The organism is Streptomyces sp. Ru72 (assembly GCF_002920635.1).
In the GTDB taxonomy this organism is placed as follows: domain Bacteria; phylum Actinomycetota; class Actinomycetes; order Streptomycetales; family Streptomycetaceae; genus Streptomyces.
The window spans coordinates 1-18144 of sequence record NZ_PQSR01000134.1; the positions used below are offsets into that span (position 1 = coordinate 1).

An 18144-nucleotide genomic window follows, 5' to 3' on the forward strand; every position below is an offset into this window, starting at 1 on the left:
AGCGCCACGGCCTGCTGGTGCTGGAGCAGGGCGAGTCCGAGACGCCGTACGCCGAGGTGGCGCAGCGGCGGGAGCGGGCGGCGTACCTCGACAAGCGGCTGCGGGGCGTGCGCACGCCCGAGGACGGCGGCGGTCACACCTATCAGCAGTACGTCGTGCGGGTGCCGGGCAACGGGCGGCCCGATCGCGACGCCTTCGCACGGGCCGTACGGGCCAGGGGAGTTGAGTGCCGGGTTCCGGTGAAGACGCCCGTGCACCGTATGCCGGCGTTCCGGCGCGACGTGCATCTGCCGGAGACCGAGCGGGCCGCCGATGAGACGCTCTCGCTTCCGGTGGACGCGTCCCTGACCAAACGTGAGATGAACAGGATCGTCTCCGCGTGCAATGCCCTGGGCGGACTGCTGCAGGCCGCTCTCTGAACCGGTGCCCCGATGGTTGGGAGCACACGTCAGTTCGGGGTATGATCTATCCCGTTGCCGCGAGGGAAACCTCGAAAAGCGCGACAGGCCCCTATAGCTCAGTCGGCAGAGCGTCTCCATGGTAAGGAGAAGGTCAACGGTTCGATTCCGTTTGGGGGCTCCAAGAAAAAGGCCTCGCCCAGCAGGGCGAGGCCCTTTCTCATGTCCCGGAGCCATGTCCAGGATCCTCACTCCTTGGGAAGGTCCGGGACGCGCATCGCCAGAATCGCCATGTCGTCCGACGGTGCGTCGGAGGCGAAGCGCTCCACCGCGCGCATGATGCGGGCCGCCACCGCGCCGGCCGTAAGACCCGTGCAGGTGGTCAGCACGTCCGCGAGACCGTCGTCGCCCAGCATGCGCCGGCCCTCGCGGCGTTCCGTGACGCCGTCCGTGACGCACAGCAGGACGTCGCCCGGGTCGAGCGTCACCGTCTGCTCGTACAGCTCCAGGTCCTCCATGACACCGAGGAGCGGCTGCGGTTCGGCCGCCGGTTCCACCGTGCCGTCCTGGCGCAGCCGGAGCGGCAGCGGATGGCCTGCGCACACGACCTTCAGTACCGCACTGCCGTCCTCCTGCGGCCACAACTCGCCGTAGAGGAGCGTCAGGAAGCGGCTGCGGGCGCCCTCGTCGAGGATCGCGGAGTTCAGGCGCTCGAGGACAGCCGGGCCGCCGAAACCCTCGCGGGCCAGCAGCCGGAGCGCATGACGGGCCAGGCCCGTGACCGCGGCGGCCTCCGGGCCCGTACCGCACACGTCGCCGATGGCGAAGCCGTAGGCGCCGTCGCGGATCGGGAAGAGGTCGTAGAAGTCGCCGCCGACCTCGTTGCCCTCGCCGGCCGCGCGGTAGATGACCTCGACCTCGACGCCGTCGATCTGCGGGAGCCCCGGCGGGAGCAGGCTGCGCTGGAGGGACTGGCTGATGGCCGTGCGCTCCGAGTACAGCCGGGCGTTGTCCAGGGCGAGGGCGGCCCGGCGGCTCAAGTCCTCGGCCAGTTCCAGGATCTCCTGCCGGAAGTGTTCGTCCGTCGGCTTGCCCAGCGTGAGCATGCCGATGACGCGGTTGCGGGCCACCAGCGGCAGTACGACCGTTTCGCCCCCCACCGCCGAGGCCGTCGCCAGCGTCGTGCCGATGCCGGAGCTGACCGTCGCGGGCTCGCCGAGGCCGAGGCTCCGCATGGACGTGCGCAGGGCCGCCTGGTGGGCGGCCTCCCCGGGGGCCGTCCAGATGCGGGCGCCCGGTGTGGGGATCGGCTCCGGGGGCGGGATCTTGGACAGGAGGGCCTTGAGGCCGTCGATGCGGTCCTCGTCCTCGTGCAGGACGTACGACAGGTACGGCTCCGAGGCCTGGTCGGCGATCGTGTAGACCGCGCACCAGGTGGCCAGGGTCGGGATCGTCATCTGGGCCATCAGGGCCAGCGTCTGGTCGCGGTCCAGGGTGCCCGCGAGGAGGTCGGAGGCCTCCACGAGGAAGCTCAGGGAGCCGCGGCGCAGGCGCTCCAGCTCGCCCAGGCGTGCCGATTCCACGGCGAGGGCGATGCGATCGGCCGCGAACTGCAGGCGCAGCGCCTCCTCGTTGGAGTACCGGGAGGGTGCCTCGGCCGCCACTCCGAGGGAGCCGGTGAGGCGGCCCTCGACCTTCAGCGGGACCGTCACCACCGAGCGCATACCGGTGCCGTTCAGCAGCGGGACCGCGCCCGGTACGGCCGTCAGGTCGTCGTGGACGGCCGGCATGCGGGCCGAGCCGTAGCGGCCGGGGCCGGCCTCGACGGGGACGCGGGCGAAGCGCTGGCGGGCGGAGGGCAGGCCGGTGGAGGCCCGCACCTCCAGTTCCGTCTCGTCGTCGGTGGCCAGCAGCAGGAAGGCCGCGTCGCCGTCGAGCATGTCCCGGGCGCGTTCCACCGTGCGTTGCAGCAGGCCGTCGAGGTCGTCGGGGGCGGGGGAGCCGATGAAGACCTCGAAGGGGTCCGCGGTCTGGCCGTCCGTGGCCGTGGTCGTGTCGGGGGCCGGGCCGCGCAGCGGGGTCTGCAGGACGGCCCGCTCGTGGTCGCGTACCAGCAGGCAGACCGTGGACGGCTCGCCCGCTGTGTCGCGCACCCGCAGGTGGGAGGCGTAGACGGGGATGACGCGGCCGTCGGAGCCGCGGATGCCGTAGCTGCCCTCCCAGCGGGAGAGCTGGAGGGCCTCGGCGATGCCCGTGCCGGTGCCCGGGGTGTGCGGCCAGGCCGCGAGGTCGGTGAGCGGCTTGCCGGTGACCTGTTCCCCGGCGTAGCCGAACAGTTCCTCCGCGTCCTCGTTCCAGGCGGTGATGCAGCCGGAGCGGTCGATCTGGACGACCGCGACGCGGACCCGGCCGTCGGCGAGCGGCAGCAGGTCGGCGGGGAGCGCGGGGCCCGCCGTGCGGGTGCCGACCGGGCGCTCGGGCAGGGCGAGCTGGAACCAGACCTGCTTGTGCGTGGGCGTGTACTCCACGCCCCAGCGGCCGGCGAGGGCGGCGCACAGCTGCAGACCGCGGCCGCCCTCCCGGTCCGGGCTGCCCATGTCCACGGCGGTCGACTGCAGCGGGATCTCGCGTTCCGGATACCGGTCGGCGACCTCGATGCGTACGCCGTCGTCGCTGCGCAGGCACAGGACGTCCGCGGCGGTGCCCGCGTGGACGACGGCGTTGGTGACCAGCTCGCTGGTGAGGACCACGGCGTCGTCGACGATGTCGGCGAAACCCCAGCCCTGGAGGGTGTCGCGGACGAAGGACCGGGCGCTTGCGACCGATCGTCCGACGGGCTCGAAGCTGGCGGCCGCGCGCGCGGTGATCACAGAACTCCTCGTCCGGTTCTCGACGTGCATGGCTCCCGGGCCGACCCCCTCCTGCCGAGGCAGTGGCTCGTCCTCACTCTGCCGGGGATCCTGGGGTGGTCCCCCGGGATGCAGTCCGGTGGTCATGGTGCGGCGCCCCTCCGATGCCTGCCCGCTCGTGCTCGTGCCACCGCCCAGGCCGGTCGACCGCTGCGGCTGGACAGCCGCATGCAAGGTTACTTACCTTCGCCGTCCATGCGGATGCCGGTCGCCGGTGTTTACGTCCGGAGAGTGTGCGGAGCGTGTGCGAAGCTGCCGAACTGTTATGGCCTGGTTCCGGCATGGTGAAACACTGGGCAAGCTTCTAGGAGAAGGTCGGGCAGGCCGAGTGTCTTCTGCCACGCCGGGCAGGAGCACGCGCGTGTGCCTGGCCGGATCGGGCAGGACTACGCATCGGTAACCGGTACGTCGAGCAGTACCCCTGAGCACAGCAGTGACGGTCGATCCCTGCGGGAGGGACACAGTGGAGTCTGGCGCAGCGACGCGTGGCACGAAGACGCGCGCGAAAGGCGGACAGTCCCTGGGCAACCAGCGCGCGGGGCGGGGCGGAACCACCGCCGTGGACACGGCGGCCCTGAACCGGCTGCTGGCGGCCCTGGTGTCGATGAGGGACGGCAACTTCCGTAAGCGGCTGACCGTCTCCGGTGACGGGGTCATGTCCGAGATCGCAGCCGTCTTCAACGAGGTGGCCGACCGGAACATGCACCTGACCGGCGAGCTGGCGCGGGTGCGGCGTGTGGTCGGACGTGAGGGCAAGCTCACCGAGCGGCTGGAGACGGGTGCCTGTGAGGGTTCCTGGGCGTCGGCGATCGAGGCGTCCAACGCGCTCGTGGACGATCTCGTCCGGCCGGTCTCCGAGGTCAGCCGGGTGCTGTCCGCGGTGGCCGAGGGCGATCTGTCACCGCGCATGGAGCTGCGGACGCCGGGTCCCGAGGGGACGGGGCATCCGCTGCGCGGCGAGTTCCTGAAGGTCGCCCGCACCGTCAACAATCTGGTCGACCAGCTGTCGACGTTCACCGACGAGGTCACGCGGGTCGCGATCGAGGTGGGCACCGAGGGCAAGCTGGGCGGGCAGGCACGGTTGCGTGGCATGTCCGGTTCGTGGAAGGACCTGACGGAGTCGGTCAACACGATGGCGTACCGGCTCACCGCGCAGGTGCGGGACATCGCGCTGGTGACGACGGCGGTCGCCAAGGGCGATCTGTCGCGCAAGGTCACGGTGCACGTCGCCGGCGAGATGCTGGAGCTGAAGAACACCGTCAACACGATGGTGGAGCAGCTGTCCGCGTTCTCGTCCGAGGTGACGCGGGTGGCCCGCGAGGTCGGCACGGAGGGCATCCTGGGCGGCCAGGCGCAGGTGCCGGGAGTCGCGGGGGTGTGGAAGGACCTCACCGACTCGGTGAACGTGATGGCCGGCAACCTGACGGACCAGGTGCGGGGGATCGCGCAGGTCACCACGGCGGTCGCCAGCGGTGATCTGTCGCAGAAGGTCACCGTGGACGCGCGCGGGGAGGTCGCGCGCCTCGCCGAGACGATCAACCAGATGACCGAGACGCTGCGGATCTTCGCGGACGAGGTCACGCGCGTGGCCAACGAGGTGGGCGCCGAGGGGCGGCTCGGCGGTCAGGCGAACGTGCCGGGTGCGGCGGGAACGTGGAAGGACCTCACCGATTCGGTGAACACGGTCTTCCGGAATCTGACCACTCAGGTGCGCGACATCGCCGCCGTGACGACGGCGGTGGCCAACGGCGACATGTCGCAGAAGGTCACGGTCGACGTGGCCGGCGAGATGCTGGAGCTGAAGAACACCGTCAACGGCATGGTGGACCAGCTCTCGGCCTTCGGTGCCGAGGTCACGCGCGTGGCGCGGGAGGTCGGCGTCGAGGGCGAGCTGGGCGGCCAGGCGCAGGTGCCGGGCGCGGCCGGTACCTGGAAGGACCTGACGGACTCCGTCAACACCGCCTTCCGCAACCTCACCGGTCAGGTCCGCAACATCGCCCAGGTGACGACGGCGGTGGCCAACGGTGATCTGTCGCAGAAGGTCACCGTGGACGTCTCCGGCGAGATGCTCCAGCTGAAGAACACCGTGAACACGATGGTGGACCAGCTGTCCGCCTTCGCCGACCAGGTCACGCGGATGGCGCGGGACGTGGGCACCGAGGGGCGGCTCGGCGGCCAGGCCGACGTGCCGGGCGTGAGCGGCACCTGGAAGGAGCTCACCGACTCCGTCAACTTCATGGCGGGCAACCTGACCTCCCAGGTGCGGCAGATCGCCCAGGTGACGACGGCGGTGGCGCGCGGTGACCTGTCGCAGAAGATCGACGTGGACGCGCGCGGAGAGATCCTGGAGCTGAAGAACACCATCAACACGATGGTCGACCAGCTCTCCGCCTTCGCCGAGCAGGTGACGAGGGTGGCCCGCGAGGTGGGCACGGAGGGCCGGCTGGGCGGCCAGGCGCAGGTGCCGGGCGTGGCCGGCGTGTGGCGCGACCTGACGGACTCCGTGAACGGCATGGCGGGCAACCTCACCGCGCAGGTGCGCAACATCGCACAGGTCGCCACCGCCGTGGCGCGCGGTGACCTGTCCCAGAAGATCACCGTGGACGCGCGCGGGGAGATCCTGGAGCTGAAGAACACGCTGAACACGATGGTGGACCAGCTGTCGTCGTTCGCCCAGGAGGTCACGCGCGTCGCCCGTGAGGTCGGCACGGAGGGCATCCTGGGCGGTCAGGCGGAGGTCCAGGGCGTCTCCGGCACCTGGAAGGACCTCACGCAGTCCGTGAACGGCATGGCGAACAACCTGACCATGCAGGTGCGCAACATCGCCGAGGTCACGACCGCGGTCGCCAAGGGCGACCTGTCCAAGAAGATCACCGTCGACGCCAAGGGCGAGATCCTGGAACTGGTCACCACCGTCAACACGATGGTCGACCAATTGTCGTCGTTCGCCGAGCAGGTGACGCGGGTGGCCCGCGAGGTGGGCACCGAGGGCATCCTGGGAGGTCAGGCGCACGTCCCGGGGGTCACGGGCATCTGGAAGGACCTCAGCGACAACGTCAACCTCATGGCCAACAACCTGACCATGCAGGTGCGGAACATCTCCCAGGTCGCGGCGGCGGTCGCCAACGGAGACCTGACGCGGACGGTGACGATCGAGGCGCGCGGTGAGGTCGCGCAGCTCGCGGACACGTTCAACACGATGGTGAAGACGCTGAGTTCGTTCGCCGACCAGGTCACCAAGGTGGCCCGCGAGGTGGGCACGGACGGCATCCTGGGCGGCCAGGCCTACGTTCCGGGTGTGGCCGGCACGTGGAAGGACCTCACCGAGTCCGTGAACCAGATGGCGTCGAACCTGACCGGTCAGGTGCGCAACATCGCCATGGTGACCACGGCCATCGCCAAGGGCGACCTGACCAAGAAGATCGACATCGACGCGCGCGGTGAGATCCTGGAGCTGAAGACCACCATCAACACGATGGTCGACCAGCTGTCCTCCTTCGCGGAGGAGGTCACGCGCGTGGCCCGCGAGGTGGGCACGGAGGGTCAGCTCGGCGGTCAGGCGCGCGTGCGGGACGTCGACGGCACCTGGCGGGACCTGACGGAGTCCGTGAACGAGATGGCCGGGAACCTGACCCGGCAGGTGCGCGCCATCGCGCGCGTGGCGACCGCGGTGACGCGGGGCGACCTCAACCTGAAGATCGACGTGGACGCCTCCGGGGAGATCCAGGAGCTTCAGGACTACATCAACAAGATGATCGCCAACCTGCGCGACACCACGATCGCGAACAAGGAGCAGGACTGGCTCAAGGGCAACCTGGCCCGTATCTCGGCACTGATGCAGGGCCGCCGTGACCTCGAGGACGTGGCCTCGCTGATCATGAGCGAGCTGACGCCGGTGGTCTCCGCGCAGCACGGCGCGTTCTTCGTCGCCATGCCGCTGGTCGACGGCCAGGACGTGAGCGCCGAGAACGACGACCAGTACGAGCTGCGCATGCTGGGCTCGTACGGCTACTCCATGGGCTCCATGCCGACGTCGTTCCGGCCGGGTGAGGCGCTGATCGGGACGGCGGCCATGGAGAGGCGCACGATCCTGGTGGAGAACGCGCCGAGCGGCTATCTGAAGATCTCCTCCGGGCTCGGGGAGGCGCCGCCCGCCCAGGTGATCGTCATTCCGGTGCTCTTCGAGGGGAAGGTGCTCGGCGTCATCGAGCTGGCGTCCTTCACGCCGTTCACGCAGATCCAGAAGGACTTCCTCAACCAGATCGCCGAGATGATCGCGACCAGCGTGAACACCATCTCCGTCAACACCAAGACGGAGGTGCTGCTCAAGCAGTCGCAGGAGCTGACCGAGCAACTGAGGCTGCGGTCGGAGGAGTTGGAGCAGCGGCAGAAGGCCCTCCAGGCGTCCAACGCCGAACTGGAGGAGAAGGCCGAGCTGCTGGCCCAGCAGAACCGTGACATCGAGGTCAAGAACACCGAGATCGAGGAGGCGCGGCAGGTCCTGGAGGAGCGCGCCGAGCAGCTCGCGGTGTCCATGCGCTACAAGAGCGAGTTCCTCGCCAACATGTCGCACGAGCTGCGGACGCCGCTCAACTCGCTGCTGATCCTGGCCAAGCTGCTGGCCGACAACGCCGAGGGCAACCTCTCGCCCAAGCAGGTGGAGTTCGCCGAGACCATCCACGGCGCCGGCTCCGACCTGCTGCAGCTGATCAACGACATCCTGGACCTGTCGAAGGTCGAGGCGGGCAAGATGGACGTCTCGCCGACGCGGATCGCGCTCGTCCAGCTGGTGGACTACGTGGAGGCCACCTTCCGGCCACTGACCGCGGAGAAGGGCCTCGACTTCTCGGTCCGGGTGTCGCCGGAGCTGCCCGCCACGCTGCACACCGACGAGCAGCGGCTGCTGCAGGTGCTGCGCAACCTGCTGTCCAACGCGGTGAAGTTCACCGACACCGGGGCCGTGGAGCTGGTCATCCGCCCCGCGGGCGGTGACGTCCCGACGGCCATCCGGGAACAGCTCCTGGAGGCCGGCTCGCTGCGGGACGCGGACGCGGAGATGATCGCCTTCTCGGTGGCCGACACCGGTATCGGCATCCCGGCGAGCAAGATGCGGGTGATCTTCGAGGCGTTCAAGCAGGCCGACGGCACCACCAGCCGCAAGTACGGCGGTACGGGCCTCGGGCTGTCCATCTCCAGGGAGATCGCCCGGCTGCTCGGCGGTGAGATCCACGCGCAGAGCGAGCCCGGCCGCGGCTCGACGTTCACCCTGTACCTGCCGCTGCACCCGAGCGAACTGCCGCCGCACGGCTACCCTCAGCTCGCGCCCGCCCTGGAAGCCGGTGAGCTGCTGGCCTCCGAGGCCGAGCTGTCCGCGCCGGACATCGAGACCCCGGCCGAGGTGAAGTCGTACCAGGAGACCCAGAACGGTCCCGCGGCGCTCTTCCGGCGCCGCCGCAGGGCCGTGACCGCGGGTGGGGGCGGAGCGGGCCAGGAGCAGGTCGGCGGTGAGCCTCAGGGAGGCGTGCTGCCGCGGCAGGGCGTGCGGTTCGACGGGGAGAAGGTACTGATCGTCGACGACGACATCCGTAACGTCTTCGCGCTGACCAGCGTCCTTGAACAGCACGGTCTGTCGGTGCTGTACGCCGAGAACGGCCGTGAGGGCATCGAGGTCCTGGAACAGCACGACGACGTCGCGGTCGTCCTGATGGACATCATGATGCCGGAGATGGACGGGTACGCCACGACCACCGCGATCCGGCGGATGCCGCAGTTCGCGGGGCTGCCGATCATCGCGCTGACGGCGAAGGCGATGAAGGGTGACCGGGAGAAGGCCATCGAGTCGGGCGCTTCCGACTATGTGACCAAGCCGGTCGATCCCGATCATCTTCTGTCGGTGATGGAGCAGTGGATGCGCGTGGAGTGAAGGGATGGCGGAGAAGCCCTGCCGTTCACGCGGAGTTGCCGGGTGAGGGCGGCGGGAGCCGTGTAGAAGTGCGGTGTGCGGGGAACGTTCTGGTCTCCTGCCGCGTTTCTGCTATGTGCACAGTGACATCGCGGTGACAGGGTGTGGCGACAGGCGGGGTGCGGCTACGATGACCGGCACAAGGACGGGCGGCGCAAGGGAGTCGTCCCCTGGGGCGGCGCCGGGCGGTGTCATCCCGAGTCCTGCGGACAGGGGAGGCCCCAAGCCGGGGCGAGGAGGGCGGGCCATGGTGCAGAAGGCCAAGATCCTCCTGGTCGATGACCGGCCGGAGAATCTGCTGGCGCTGGAGGCCATCCTCTCTGCGCTCGATCAGACGCTGGTCAGGGCATCGTCCGGGGAGGAAGCGCTCAAGGCGCTGCTGACGGACGACTTCGCGGTGATTCTGCTGGACGTCCAGATGCCGGGCATGGACGGTTTCGAGACCGCCGCGCACATCAAGCGGCGCGAGCGGACCCGGGACATTCCGATCATCTTCCTGACCGCCATCAACCACGGCCCGCACCACACCTTCCGGGGGTACGCGGCGGGTGCGGTGGACTACATCTCCAAGCCGTTCGACCCGTGGGTGCTGCGGGCCAAGGTCTCCGTTTTCGTCGAGCTGTACATGAAGAACTGCCAACTGCGGGAGCAGGCGGCCCTGCTGCGGCTCCAGATGGAGGGCGGCAAGTCCGGAGGCGGCGACAGCAAGGAGCCGGCGGGCATCCTCGCCGAGCTCTCGGCGCGGCTCGCGGCGGTGGAGGAGCAGGCCGAAGCACTGTCCAAGCAGCTGGACGACGAGTCCGCGGACGCGGCCGCGGTGGCGACGGCGGCCCACCTCGAGCGCAAACTCACGGGCCTGCGCAGGGCGCTGGACGCGTTGGAGCCGGGGACGGGCAGCGGGGCGCCGTCGGTGCCTTCGCAGACCTGACGCGGGTCGGGGACCGGCGCGGCGCCGTGAGCGCCCGGCTGAGGCGACGTCAACATCGCGCATCTCCTGGGGCGACACGAACGGGTGAAGCCGCAGGGGCGTGTGTTCCCTGCCCTTTCCACCGGTAATCTCACACCCATGGCCCCACGTCCCGCAGCCAAGAAGTCGCCCGCGAAGAAGGCGGCCGCTCCCAGGAAGGCTCCGGCGAAGAAGGCCCCCGCCAAGAAAGCCGCCGCCAAGAAGGCACCCGCGAAAAAGGCAGCGGCGAAGAAGCCCGCCCCCGCGCCGGCGCCCAATCCGACCGCGGGCGTGTACAGACTCGTACGCGCCCTCTGGCTCGGCGCCGCGCACGCCGTCGGAGCCCTGTTCCGCGGCCTCGGGCGGGGCGCGAAGGGGCTCGACCCGGCGCACCGCAAGGACGGTCTCGCGCTCCTGCTGCTCGCGCTGTCGCTGATCGTCGCCGCCGGCACCTGGGCCAATCTCCGCGGTCCCGTGGGCGACCTCGTCGAGATGCTGGTGACCGGCGCCTTCGGCCGCCTCGACCTGCTGGTGCCGCTGCTGCTCGGCGTGATCGCCGTGCGCCTGATCCTCCACCCGGAGCGCCCGGAGGCCAACGGCCGCATCGTCATCGGCCTGTCCGCGCTCGTCCTCGGTGTGCTCGGCCAGGTGCACATCGCCTGTGGCGCCCCCGCGCGCGGCGACGGCATGCAGGCGATAAGGGACGCCGGCGGGCTCATCGGCTGGGCCGCGGCCACCCCGCTGACGTACACCATGGGCGGCGCCCTCGCCGTGGCGCTGCTCGTGCTGCTCACGTTCTTCGGCCTGCTCGTCGTCACCGCCACCCCCGTCACCGCCATCCCGCGGCGGCTGCGCCACCTCGGCATCAGGCTCGGGCTCCTGCACGACCCGGAGGACCAGGTCCTGACCGAGGACGACGAACGCTACGACGATCAGTGGCGCGAGGCGCTGCCCCGCACCCGGCGCCGTGGCCCCGCCCCCGACGTGTACGACCCGGACGGAGCCGAGCAGGAGGCGCTCTCCCGGCGCCGCGGCCGTCCGCGGCGCCCCGCCGTGCAGCAGCCCGCCATGGGCAGGGAGATGGACGCCGTGGACGTCGCGGCGGCCGCCGCCGCGGCCCTGGACGGTGCCGTCCTGCACGGCATGCCGCCGTCCCCGGTCGTCGCCGACCTCACCCAGGGCGTGAGCGTCACGGACCGGGAGCCGACGACGCCGACGCCCGTGCCGGCCGCGCGCCCCCAGCCGGCGGAGCCCGCGTCCCAGACGGCGGTGCCCGACCTGACGAAGAAGGCGCCGCCGGAGCCCCGCGAGCTGCCGCCGCGCGCCGAGCAGCTCCAGTTGTCCGGGGACATCACCTACGCCCTGCCCTCCCTGGACCTGCTCCACCGGGGCGGTCCCGGCAAGGCGCGCAGCGCCGCCAACGACGCCGTCGTCGACGCACTCACCAACGTCTTCACCGAGTTCAAGGTCGACGCCCGCGTCACCGGCTTCACCCGCGGTCCGACGGTCACCCGGTACGAGGTCGAGCTCGGCCCCGCCGTCAAGGTGGAGCGGATCACCGCGCTCACCAAGAACATCGCGTACGCCGTCGCCAGCCCCGACGTGCGGATCATCAGCCCGATCCCCGGCAAGTCCGCGGTCGGCATCGAGATCCCCAACACCGACCGGGAGATGGTCAACCTCGGTGACGTGCTGCGCCTCGCCGAGTCCGCAGAGGACGACGACCCGATGCTGGTCGCCTTCGGCAAGGACGTCGAGGGCGGCTATGTCATGCACAGCCTGGCCAAGATGCCGCACCTGCTGGTCGCCGGCGCCACCGGCTCCGGCAAGTCGTCGTGCATCAACTGCCTGATCACGTCGGTCATGATGCGCGCGACCCCGGAGGACGTGCGCATGGTCCTCGTCGACCCCAAGCGGGTCGAGCTGACCGCGTACGAGGGCATCCCGCACCTGATCACGCCTATCATCACCAACCCGAAGCGGGCCGCCGAGGCGCTCCAGTGGGTCGTACGCGAGATGGACCTGCGCTACGACGACCTGGCGGCCTACGGCTTCCGGCACATCGACGACTTCAACGAGGCCGTCCGGCACGGCAAGGTGAAGCCGCAGGAGGGCAGCGAACGTGACCTGCAGCCCTACCCGTACCTGCTGGTGATCGTCGACGAGCTGGCCGACCTGATGATGGTCGCGCCCCGGGACGTCGAGGACGCGATCGTGCGCATCACGCAGCTCGCGCGCGCAGCCGGCATCCACCTGGTGCTGGCCACGCAGCGGCCGTCCGTGGACGTGGTCACCGGCCTGATCAAGGCGAACGTGCCCTCCCGGCTCGCCTTCGCCACCTCCTCCCTGGCCGACTCGCGCGTCATCCTCGACCAGCCCGGCGCCGAGAAGCTGATCGGCAAGGGCGACGGTCTGTTCCTGCCGATGGGCGCGAACAAACCGGTGCGCATGCAGGGCGCGTTCGTGACCGAGGAGGAGGTCGCGGCCGTCGTCCGGCACTGCAAGGAGCAGATGACGCCGGTCTTCCGGGACGACGTCGTGGTCGGCGGCAAACAGAAGAAGGAGATCGACGAGGACATCGGCGACGACCTCGACCTGCTGTGCCAGGCCGCCGAGCTGGTCGTCTCCACCCAGTTCGGATCCACCTCGATGCTCCAGCGCAAGCTGCGCGTCGGCTTCGCCAAGGCCGGGCGGCTGATGGACCTCATGGAGTCGCGGAACATCGTCGGCCCCAGCGAGGGGTCCAAGGCACGTGACGTTCTCGTGAAACCCGACGAGTTGGACGGCGTGCTCGCCCTCATCCGTGGGGAGTCTCAACCGTAGGGATCCGGACGGTCCGGGCCGCACACGAGAGGGCCGGCCGAGCGGGCCCGAGTGCGCCCGGCGGGGCGCTCGGACGCTCGGCCGTGACCCACTCGTAAGTGTTCCGTGAGCAACCGTTTCCCGCCATCGGACGTCAAGTTGAGAGAGAACAGACCTGCCTCCCGGCATCAGGATGACCGGCCATTCTGATGGCGTACAAAGCCCTACCGCCCGGTTGCCCCACCCTTTCGCACCCCGCCTAGACTGAACTTCCAGCACAGGTGGCTACACGCTCGAAAGGCGCCCCCGTGTCCATCGGCAACTCCCCTGACGGCAACTCCCCTGAGGACGCTCGTCCGTTCGAAGACGGTGGTGACGACGCCTCCGCGTCGGATCGCCCCTCGATCGGCCGAGCCCTGCGACAGGCGCGGATCGCGGCCGGCCTGACCGTCGACGACGTCAGCAACGCCACCCGGGTCCGTGTCGCCATCGTGCACGCGATCGAAGAGGACAACTTCGCCCCGTGCGGCGGCGACGTCTACGCCCGCGGTCACATCCGCACGCTCGCGCGCGCGGTGCACATCGACCCGGCCCCGCTGCTGGATCAGTACGCCGCCGAGCACGGCGCACGGCCCGCCCCGACCCCGGCGGCCCCGCTCTTCGAGGCGGAGCGCATCCGGCCCGACCGGCGGGCGCCGAACTGGACCGCGGCCATGGTCGCCGCCATAGTCGTGGTGATCGGTTTCGTCGCGTTCACCCTGATCAAGGGGACCGGCAGTTCGGACACCGCCGACACGCCGGTCGCCAAGGGCCCTCCGGCGACCACCGGAAAGCCCGCCTCGCCCACGCCCAAGAGCAGCAAGCCGGCCGAACAGAAGCCCGAGCCGTCCGAGAGCGCCATCGCGGCCGCGCCGCGGGACAAGGTGACGGTCCAGGTGAGCGCCACCGACGGCCGCAGTTGGATCTCCGCCAAGGACCACAACGGCCGCACCCTCTTCGACGGACTGCTCAAGAAGGGCGACTCGCAGACCTTCCAGGACAAGGAGAAGATCGACCTCGTCCTCGGCGACGCGGGTGCCATCCAGCTCTACGTCAACGGCAAGAAGATCCAGGACGACTTCCGGCCCGGCCAGGTCGAGCGCCTGACCTACACCAAGGGCGACCCCGTCACCGGCTGACCGAGCGGCACCCGGCGGTACGCAAGGGGCACGGACAGGGCACGGACACACGGGGTTGGCCAAGATCGGCCAACCCCGTCGACGTGGGCTGTCAGTGGGACGAAGTAGTCTTGAGCCCATGCCTGAACGCCGTACCGTCGCACTCGTCACCCTTGGCTGCGCCCGTAACGAGGTGGACTCGGAGGAGCTCGCAGGCCGTTTGGAGGCGGACGGCTGGCAGCTCGTGGAGGACGCCGAGGACGCGGACGTCGCCGTGGTGAACACGTGCGGCTTCGTCGAGGCCGCCAAGAAGGACTCCGTGGACGCCCTCCTGGAGGCGAACGACCTCAAGGGCCACGGCAGAACCCAGGCCGTGGTGGCGGTCGGCTGCATGGCCGAGCGGTACGGCAAGGAGCTGGCCGAGGCCCTGCCGGAGGCCGACGGCGTGCTCGGCTTCGACGACTACGCGGACATCTCCGACCGGCTCCGGACCATCCTGTCCGGCGGCGTCCACGCCTCCCACACTCCGCGCGACCGCCGCAAGCTGCTGCCGATCAGCCCCGCGGAGCGGCAGTCGGCGGCCGACGTGGCTCTGCCCGGGCATGGCGCCCCGACGGACCTCCCCGAGGGCGTCGCCCCGGCCTCGGGCCCCCGGGCACCCCTGCGCCGCCGGCTCGACGGCTCGCCCGTCGCCTCGGTCAAGCTCGCCTCCGGCTGCGACCGGCGCTGCTCCTTCTGCGCCATCCCCTCCTTCCGCGGCTCCTTCATCTCACGCCGCCCGAGCGACGTGCTGAACGAGACCCGCTGGCTGGCCGAACAGGGCGTGAAGGAGATCATGCTGGTCTCCGAGAACAACACCTCCTACGGCAAGGACCTGGGCGACATCCGCCTCCTGGAGTCCCTGCTGCCGGAGCTGGCCGAGGTGGACGGCATCGAGCGGGTCCGCGTCAGCTACCTCCAGCCCGCCGAGATGCGCCCGGGCCTGATCGACGTGCTGACCTCGACCCCCAAGGTCGCGCCCTACTTCGACCTGTCCTTCCAGCACTCCGCGCCCGGCGTGCTGCGCGCCATGCGGCGCTTCGGTGACACCGACCGCTTCCTGGAGCTGCTCGACACGATCCGCGGCAAGGCACCCCAGGCGGGCGTGCGCTCCAACTTCATCGTGGGCTTCCCCGGCGAGACCGAGGCCGACCTGGCCGAACTGGAGCGTTTCCTGAACGGCGCCCGGCTGGACGCGATCGGTGTCTTCGGCTACTCCGACGAGGAGGGCACGGAGGCCGCCACGTACGACGACAAGCTCGACGAGGACGTCGTCGCCGAGCGGCTGGCCCACATCTCGCGGCTCGCCGAGGAGCTGGTGTCACAGCGCGCCGAGGAGCGCGTCGGCGAGACCGTCCACGTGCTCGTGGAGTCGGTGGGCGAGGACGACGACGAGGTCGCCGCGTACGGCCGCGCCGCGCACCAGGCGCCCGAGACGGACGGCCAGGTGCTGTTCACGAGGGGCGCGGGCCTGAGCGTCGGCCGTATGGTCGAGGCGAAGGTGGTCGGTACGGAAGGTGTCGATCTGGTGGCCGAGCCCCTCGCGGGGGCGCTCGGGTGTCCTGAGGAGGCGGGCAGATGACCGGTATCCCAGCCTCCGCGGCGGGTGGCTCCTCCGGTGCGCGTGGGGCGGCGTCCACTCCGGGCGCCTCGGGCGCGAGCGGAAGGTCCGCGTCCACGCCGGCCAAAAGGCCCGCCGGTGCCTCGGTCGCCAAGTCGGTCAGCCGCCCGGACGGCCCGGACGCACCCGGTGGCTCCGGCCCTGCCGACGGGCAGGAGGGCGCACGGCCGGCGCGGGGCGGCAAGCTGACGGCCGCCGCGGTCAACCAGGCCAGCGTATGGAACGTCGCCAACCTTCTGACGATGCTCCGCCTGCTCCTCGTCCCCGGCTTCGTCGCCCTCATGCTGGCCGACGGCGGGTACGACCCGGCGTGGCGCTCGCTCGCCTGGGCGGCCTTCGCCATCGCCATGATCACTGACCTGTTCGACGGCCATCTGGCCCGCACCTACAACCTGGTCACCGACTTCGGGAAGATCGCCGACCCCATCGCCGACAAGGCGATCATGGGTGCGGCGCTGATCTGTCTGTCCTGGCTCGGTGATCTGCCGTGGTGGGTGACGGCCGTCATACTCGGCCGGGAGCTCGGTATCACCCTGCTGCGCTTCCTCGTCATCCGCTACGGGGTGATCCCGGCGAGCCGGGGCGGCAAGCTGAAGACGCTGACGCAGGGCGTGGCGGTCGGCATGTATGTGCTGGCGCTCACGGGGTGGCTGGCGACCCTGAGGTTCTGGGTGATGACCGTGGCCATCGTGCTGACCGTGGTCACCGGGCTCGACTATGTGAGACAGGCCATTGTCCTGCGCAGGCGCGGCATCGCCGAGCGCCGGGCCGCGGCCGAGGAGGCCGAACGGTGAATTCCATGGCCGCCGAGCTGCTGCGACTACTCATGGTGAGAGGCGAGACCCTCGCCGTCGCCGAGTCGTTGACCGGTGGCCTGGTGGCTGCGGAGCTCACGGCGGTGCCCGGGGCGTCCGCCGTCTTCCGCGGCTCCGTGACCGCGTACGCCACCGATCTCAAGCGGGATCTGCTCGGTGTGGACGGTACCCTGTTGGATACCCGCGGTGCGGTGGACCCGCAGGTCGCGGGACAGATGGCGACCGGCGTGCGCAAGGCGCTCGGCGCCGACTGGGGACTCGCCACGACCGGAGTGGCCGGCCCCGACCCACAGGACGGACAGCCGGTCGGCACGGTCTTCGTGGCCGTCGCCGGGCCCTTCGAAGACGTTTCCGACGAACTTGGTGGCGAGAAAGTGGCCTCCCTGCGGTTGAACGGCGACCGTGCGGAAATCCGTATGGAGAGTGTACGGAGCGTGCTCGCACTGCTCCTGGAGCAGCTTGCGGGCGAACAGACCGGGAATGAGCGGGCACAGGATACGGAACAGAACGGGGGGACTTGATGTTTGCAGCTTTCAGTGAACACAACAGCGCTCCCCGCACGGCCGCGGCGCAAGGCGGTACGGTGGGGCGAGAAGGATGCGGCTACGCGGTCCGAGGAGGGAGCCACCGATGATTCTGCTCCGTCGCCTGCTGGGTGACGTGCTGCGTCGGCAGCGCCAGCGCCAGGGCCGTACTCTGCGCGAAGTCTCCTCGACCGCCCGAGTCTCGCTCGGCTATCTCTCCGAGGTGGAGCGGGGGCAGAAGGAGGCGTCCTCCGAGCTGCTCTCCGCGATCTGCGACGCGCTGGACGTACGGATGTCCGAGCTCATGCGGGAAGTGAGCGACGAGCTCGCGCTCGCCGAGCTGGCACAGTCGGCGGCGGCCACCGAGCCGGTGCCCGCACCGGTGCGTCGCCCGATGCTCAACTCCGTGTCCGTCACCGGTGTCCCACCGGAACGGGTCACGATCAAGGCGCCCGCCGAGGCAGTGGACGTGGTGGCCGCCTGATCCTCACGCGCGGGAGCGGGTGAGGCGGCAAGCTGTACGAGAGCCCCGGCCGGGGCCTCTCCGGGGAGACCTGGAGGGGCACGGCCGGGGCTCTCGCGCGCTCCTGCGCCGGCGTGACTCCCGTTTGCCGGGTCCGGGTGGGGCCGTCATGGTGGAGGGCGGGGGCTCGGGGTCGTACGAACGCTCGCGGAGGATGCCGATGTACGTCGTGAAGAGCCCGCTGCCCGACACGGACCTGAAGACCGTCTCCGAGGCACTGCAGGGCGCGCTGGTCGATCTGCTGGACCTCTCCCTCGTGGCGAAGCAGATCCACTGGAACATCATCGGGCCGCGCTTCCGTTCCATCCACCTCCAGCTCGACGAGGTCGTCGACACCGCGCGGAGGCACTCCGACACCGTGGCAGAACGGGCCTCCGCGCTCGGCGTCCCGCCGGACGGGCGCGCCGCGACAGTGGCGCAGAGCAGTGGCATCGGCTCCGTGCCCCAG

11 protein-coding genes and 1 tRNA gene are annotated in these 18144 nt (G+C 70.3%); 11 read left to right on the forward strand and 1 reads right to left on the reverse strand.

Going from position 1 to position 18144, the window contains the following annotated elements; translation table 11 throughout:
- Together C3488_RS35600 and C3488_RS35605 are read left to right on the forward strand one after the other, a co-directional pair.
- The coding region (locus C3488_RS35600; RefSeq protein WP_181139328.1) for a DegT/DnrJ/EryC1/StrS family aminotransferase at nucleotides 1-419 on the forward strand (419 nt) is incomplete at its 5' end.
- Between the two features lie 87 nt (nucleotides 420-506).
- Nucleotides 507-582: transfer RNA gene (locus C3488_RS35605), tRNA-Thr, on the forward strand.
- Between the two features lie 64 nt (nucleotides 583-646).
- Here C3488_RS35605 and C3488_RS35610 read toward each other — a convergent pair.
- Nucleotides 647-3394: a SpoIIE family protein phosphatase gene (locus C3488_RS35610; RefSeq protein WP_103845015.1), complete on the reverse strand. Its 2748-nt coding sequence runs from the start codon at nucleotides 3392-3394 to the stop codon at nucleotides 647-649.
- 376 nt (nucleotides 3395-3770) lie between these two features.
- Here C3488_RS35610 and C3488_RS35620 point away from each other — a divergent pair, with 376 nt between their 5' ends.
- From C3488_RS35620 to C3488_RS35660, 9 genes are all read left to right on the forward strand, one after another.
- Entirely contained in the window at nucleotides 3771-9230 is a 5460-nt protein-coding gene (locus C3488_RS35620) for a HAMP domain-containing protein (protein ID WP_103845016.1), read from the forward strand.
- 286 nt (nucleotides 9231-9516) lie between these two features.
- The gene (locus C3488_RS35625; protein ID WP_103845017.1) at nucleotides 9517-10197 is read left to right on the forward strand and encodes a two-component system response regulator; all 681 of its coding nucleotides are present in this window, start codon (nucleotides 9517-9519) and stop codon (nucleotides 10195-10197) included.
- 138 nt (nucleotides 10198-10335) lie between these two features.
- Nucleotides 10336-13038: a DNA translocase FtsK gene (locus tag C3488_RS35630; protein ID WP_181139329.1), complete on the forward strand. Its 2703-nt coding sequence runs from the start codon at nucleotides 10336-10338 to the stop codon at nucleotides 13036-13038.
- Between the two features lie 287 nt (nucleotides 13039-13325).
- On the forward strand, nucleotides 13326-14195 hold the full coding sequence (locus C3488_RS35635; RefSeq protein WP_103845018.1) for a helix-turn-helix domain-containing protein: 870 nt from the start codon (nucleotides 13326-13328) through the stop codon (nucleotides 14193-14195).
- 118 nt (nucleotides 14196-14313) lie between these two features.
- Nucleotides 14314-15795: a 30S ribosomal protein S12 methylthiotransferase RimO gene (rimO, locus tag C3488_RS35640; RefSeq protein WP_103845019.1), complete on the forward strand. Its 1482-nt coding sequence runs from the start codon at nucleotides 14314-14316 to the stop codon at nucleotides 15793-15795.
- A complete protein-coding gene (gene pgsA / locus C3488_RS35645; RefSeq protein WP_103845020.1) occupies nucleotides 15792-16628 on the forward strand; it encodes a CDP-diacylglycerol--glycerol-3-phosphate 3-phosphatidyltransferase in 837 nt (278 codons plus the stop codon). The genes rimO and pgsA overlap by 4 nt, the downstream gene beginning before the upstream one ends.
- Nucleotides 16625-17170 carry a CinA family protein gene (locus C3488_RS35650; protein WP_103845021.1) on the forward strand — a complete coding sequence of 182 codons (546 nt, stop codon included), beginning with the start codon at nucleotides 16625-16627 and terminating at the stop codon, nucleotides 17168-17170. The genes pgsA and C3488_RS35650 overlap by 4 nt, the downstream gene beginning before the upstream one ends.
- 109 nt (nucleotides 17171-17279) lie before the next feature.
- Entirely contained in the window at nucleotides 17280-17657 is a 378-nt protein-coding gene (locus C3488_RS35655) for a helix-turn-helix domain-containing protein (protein ID WP_103845022.1), read from the forward strand.
- A 199-nt stretch (nucleotides 17658-17856) separates the two neighbouring features.
- The coding region (locus C3488_RS35660; protein ID WP_308460706.1) for a Dps family protein at nucleotides 17857-18144 on the forward strand (288 nt) is incomplete at its 3' end.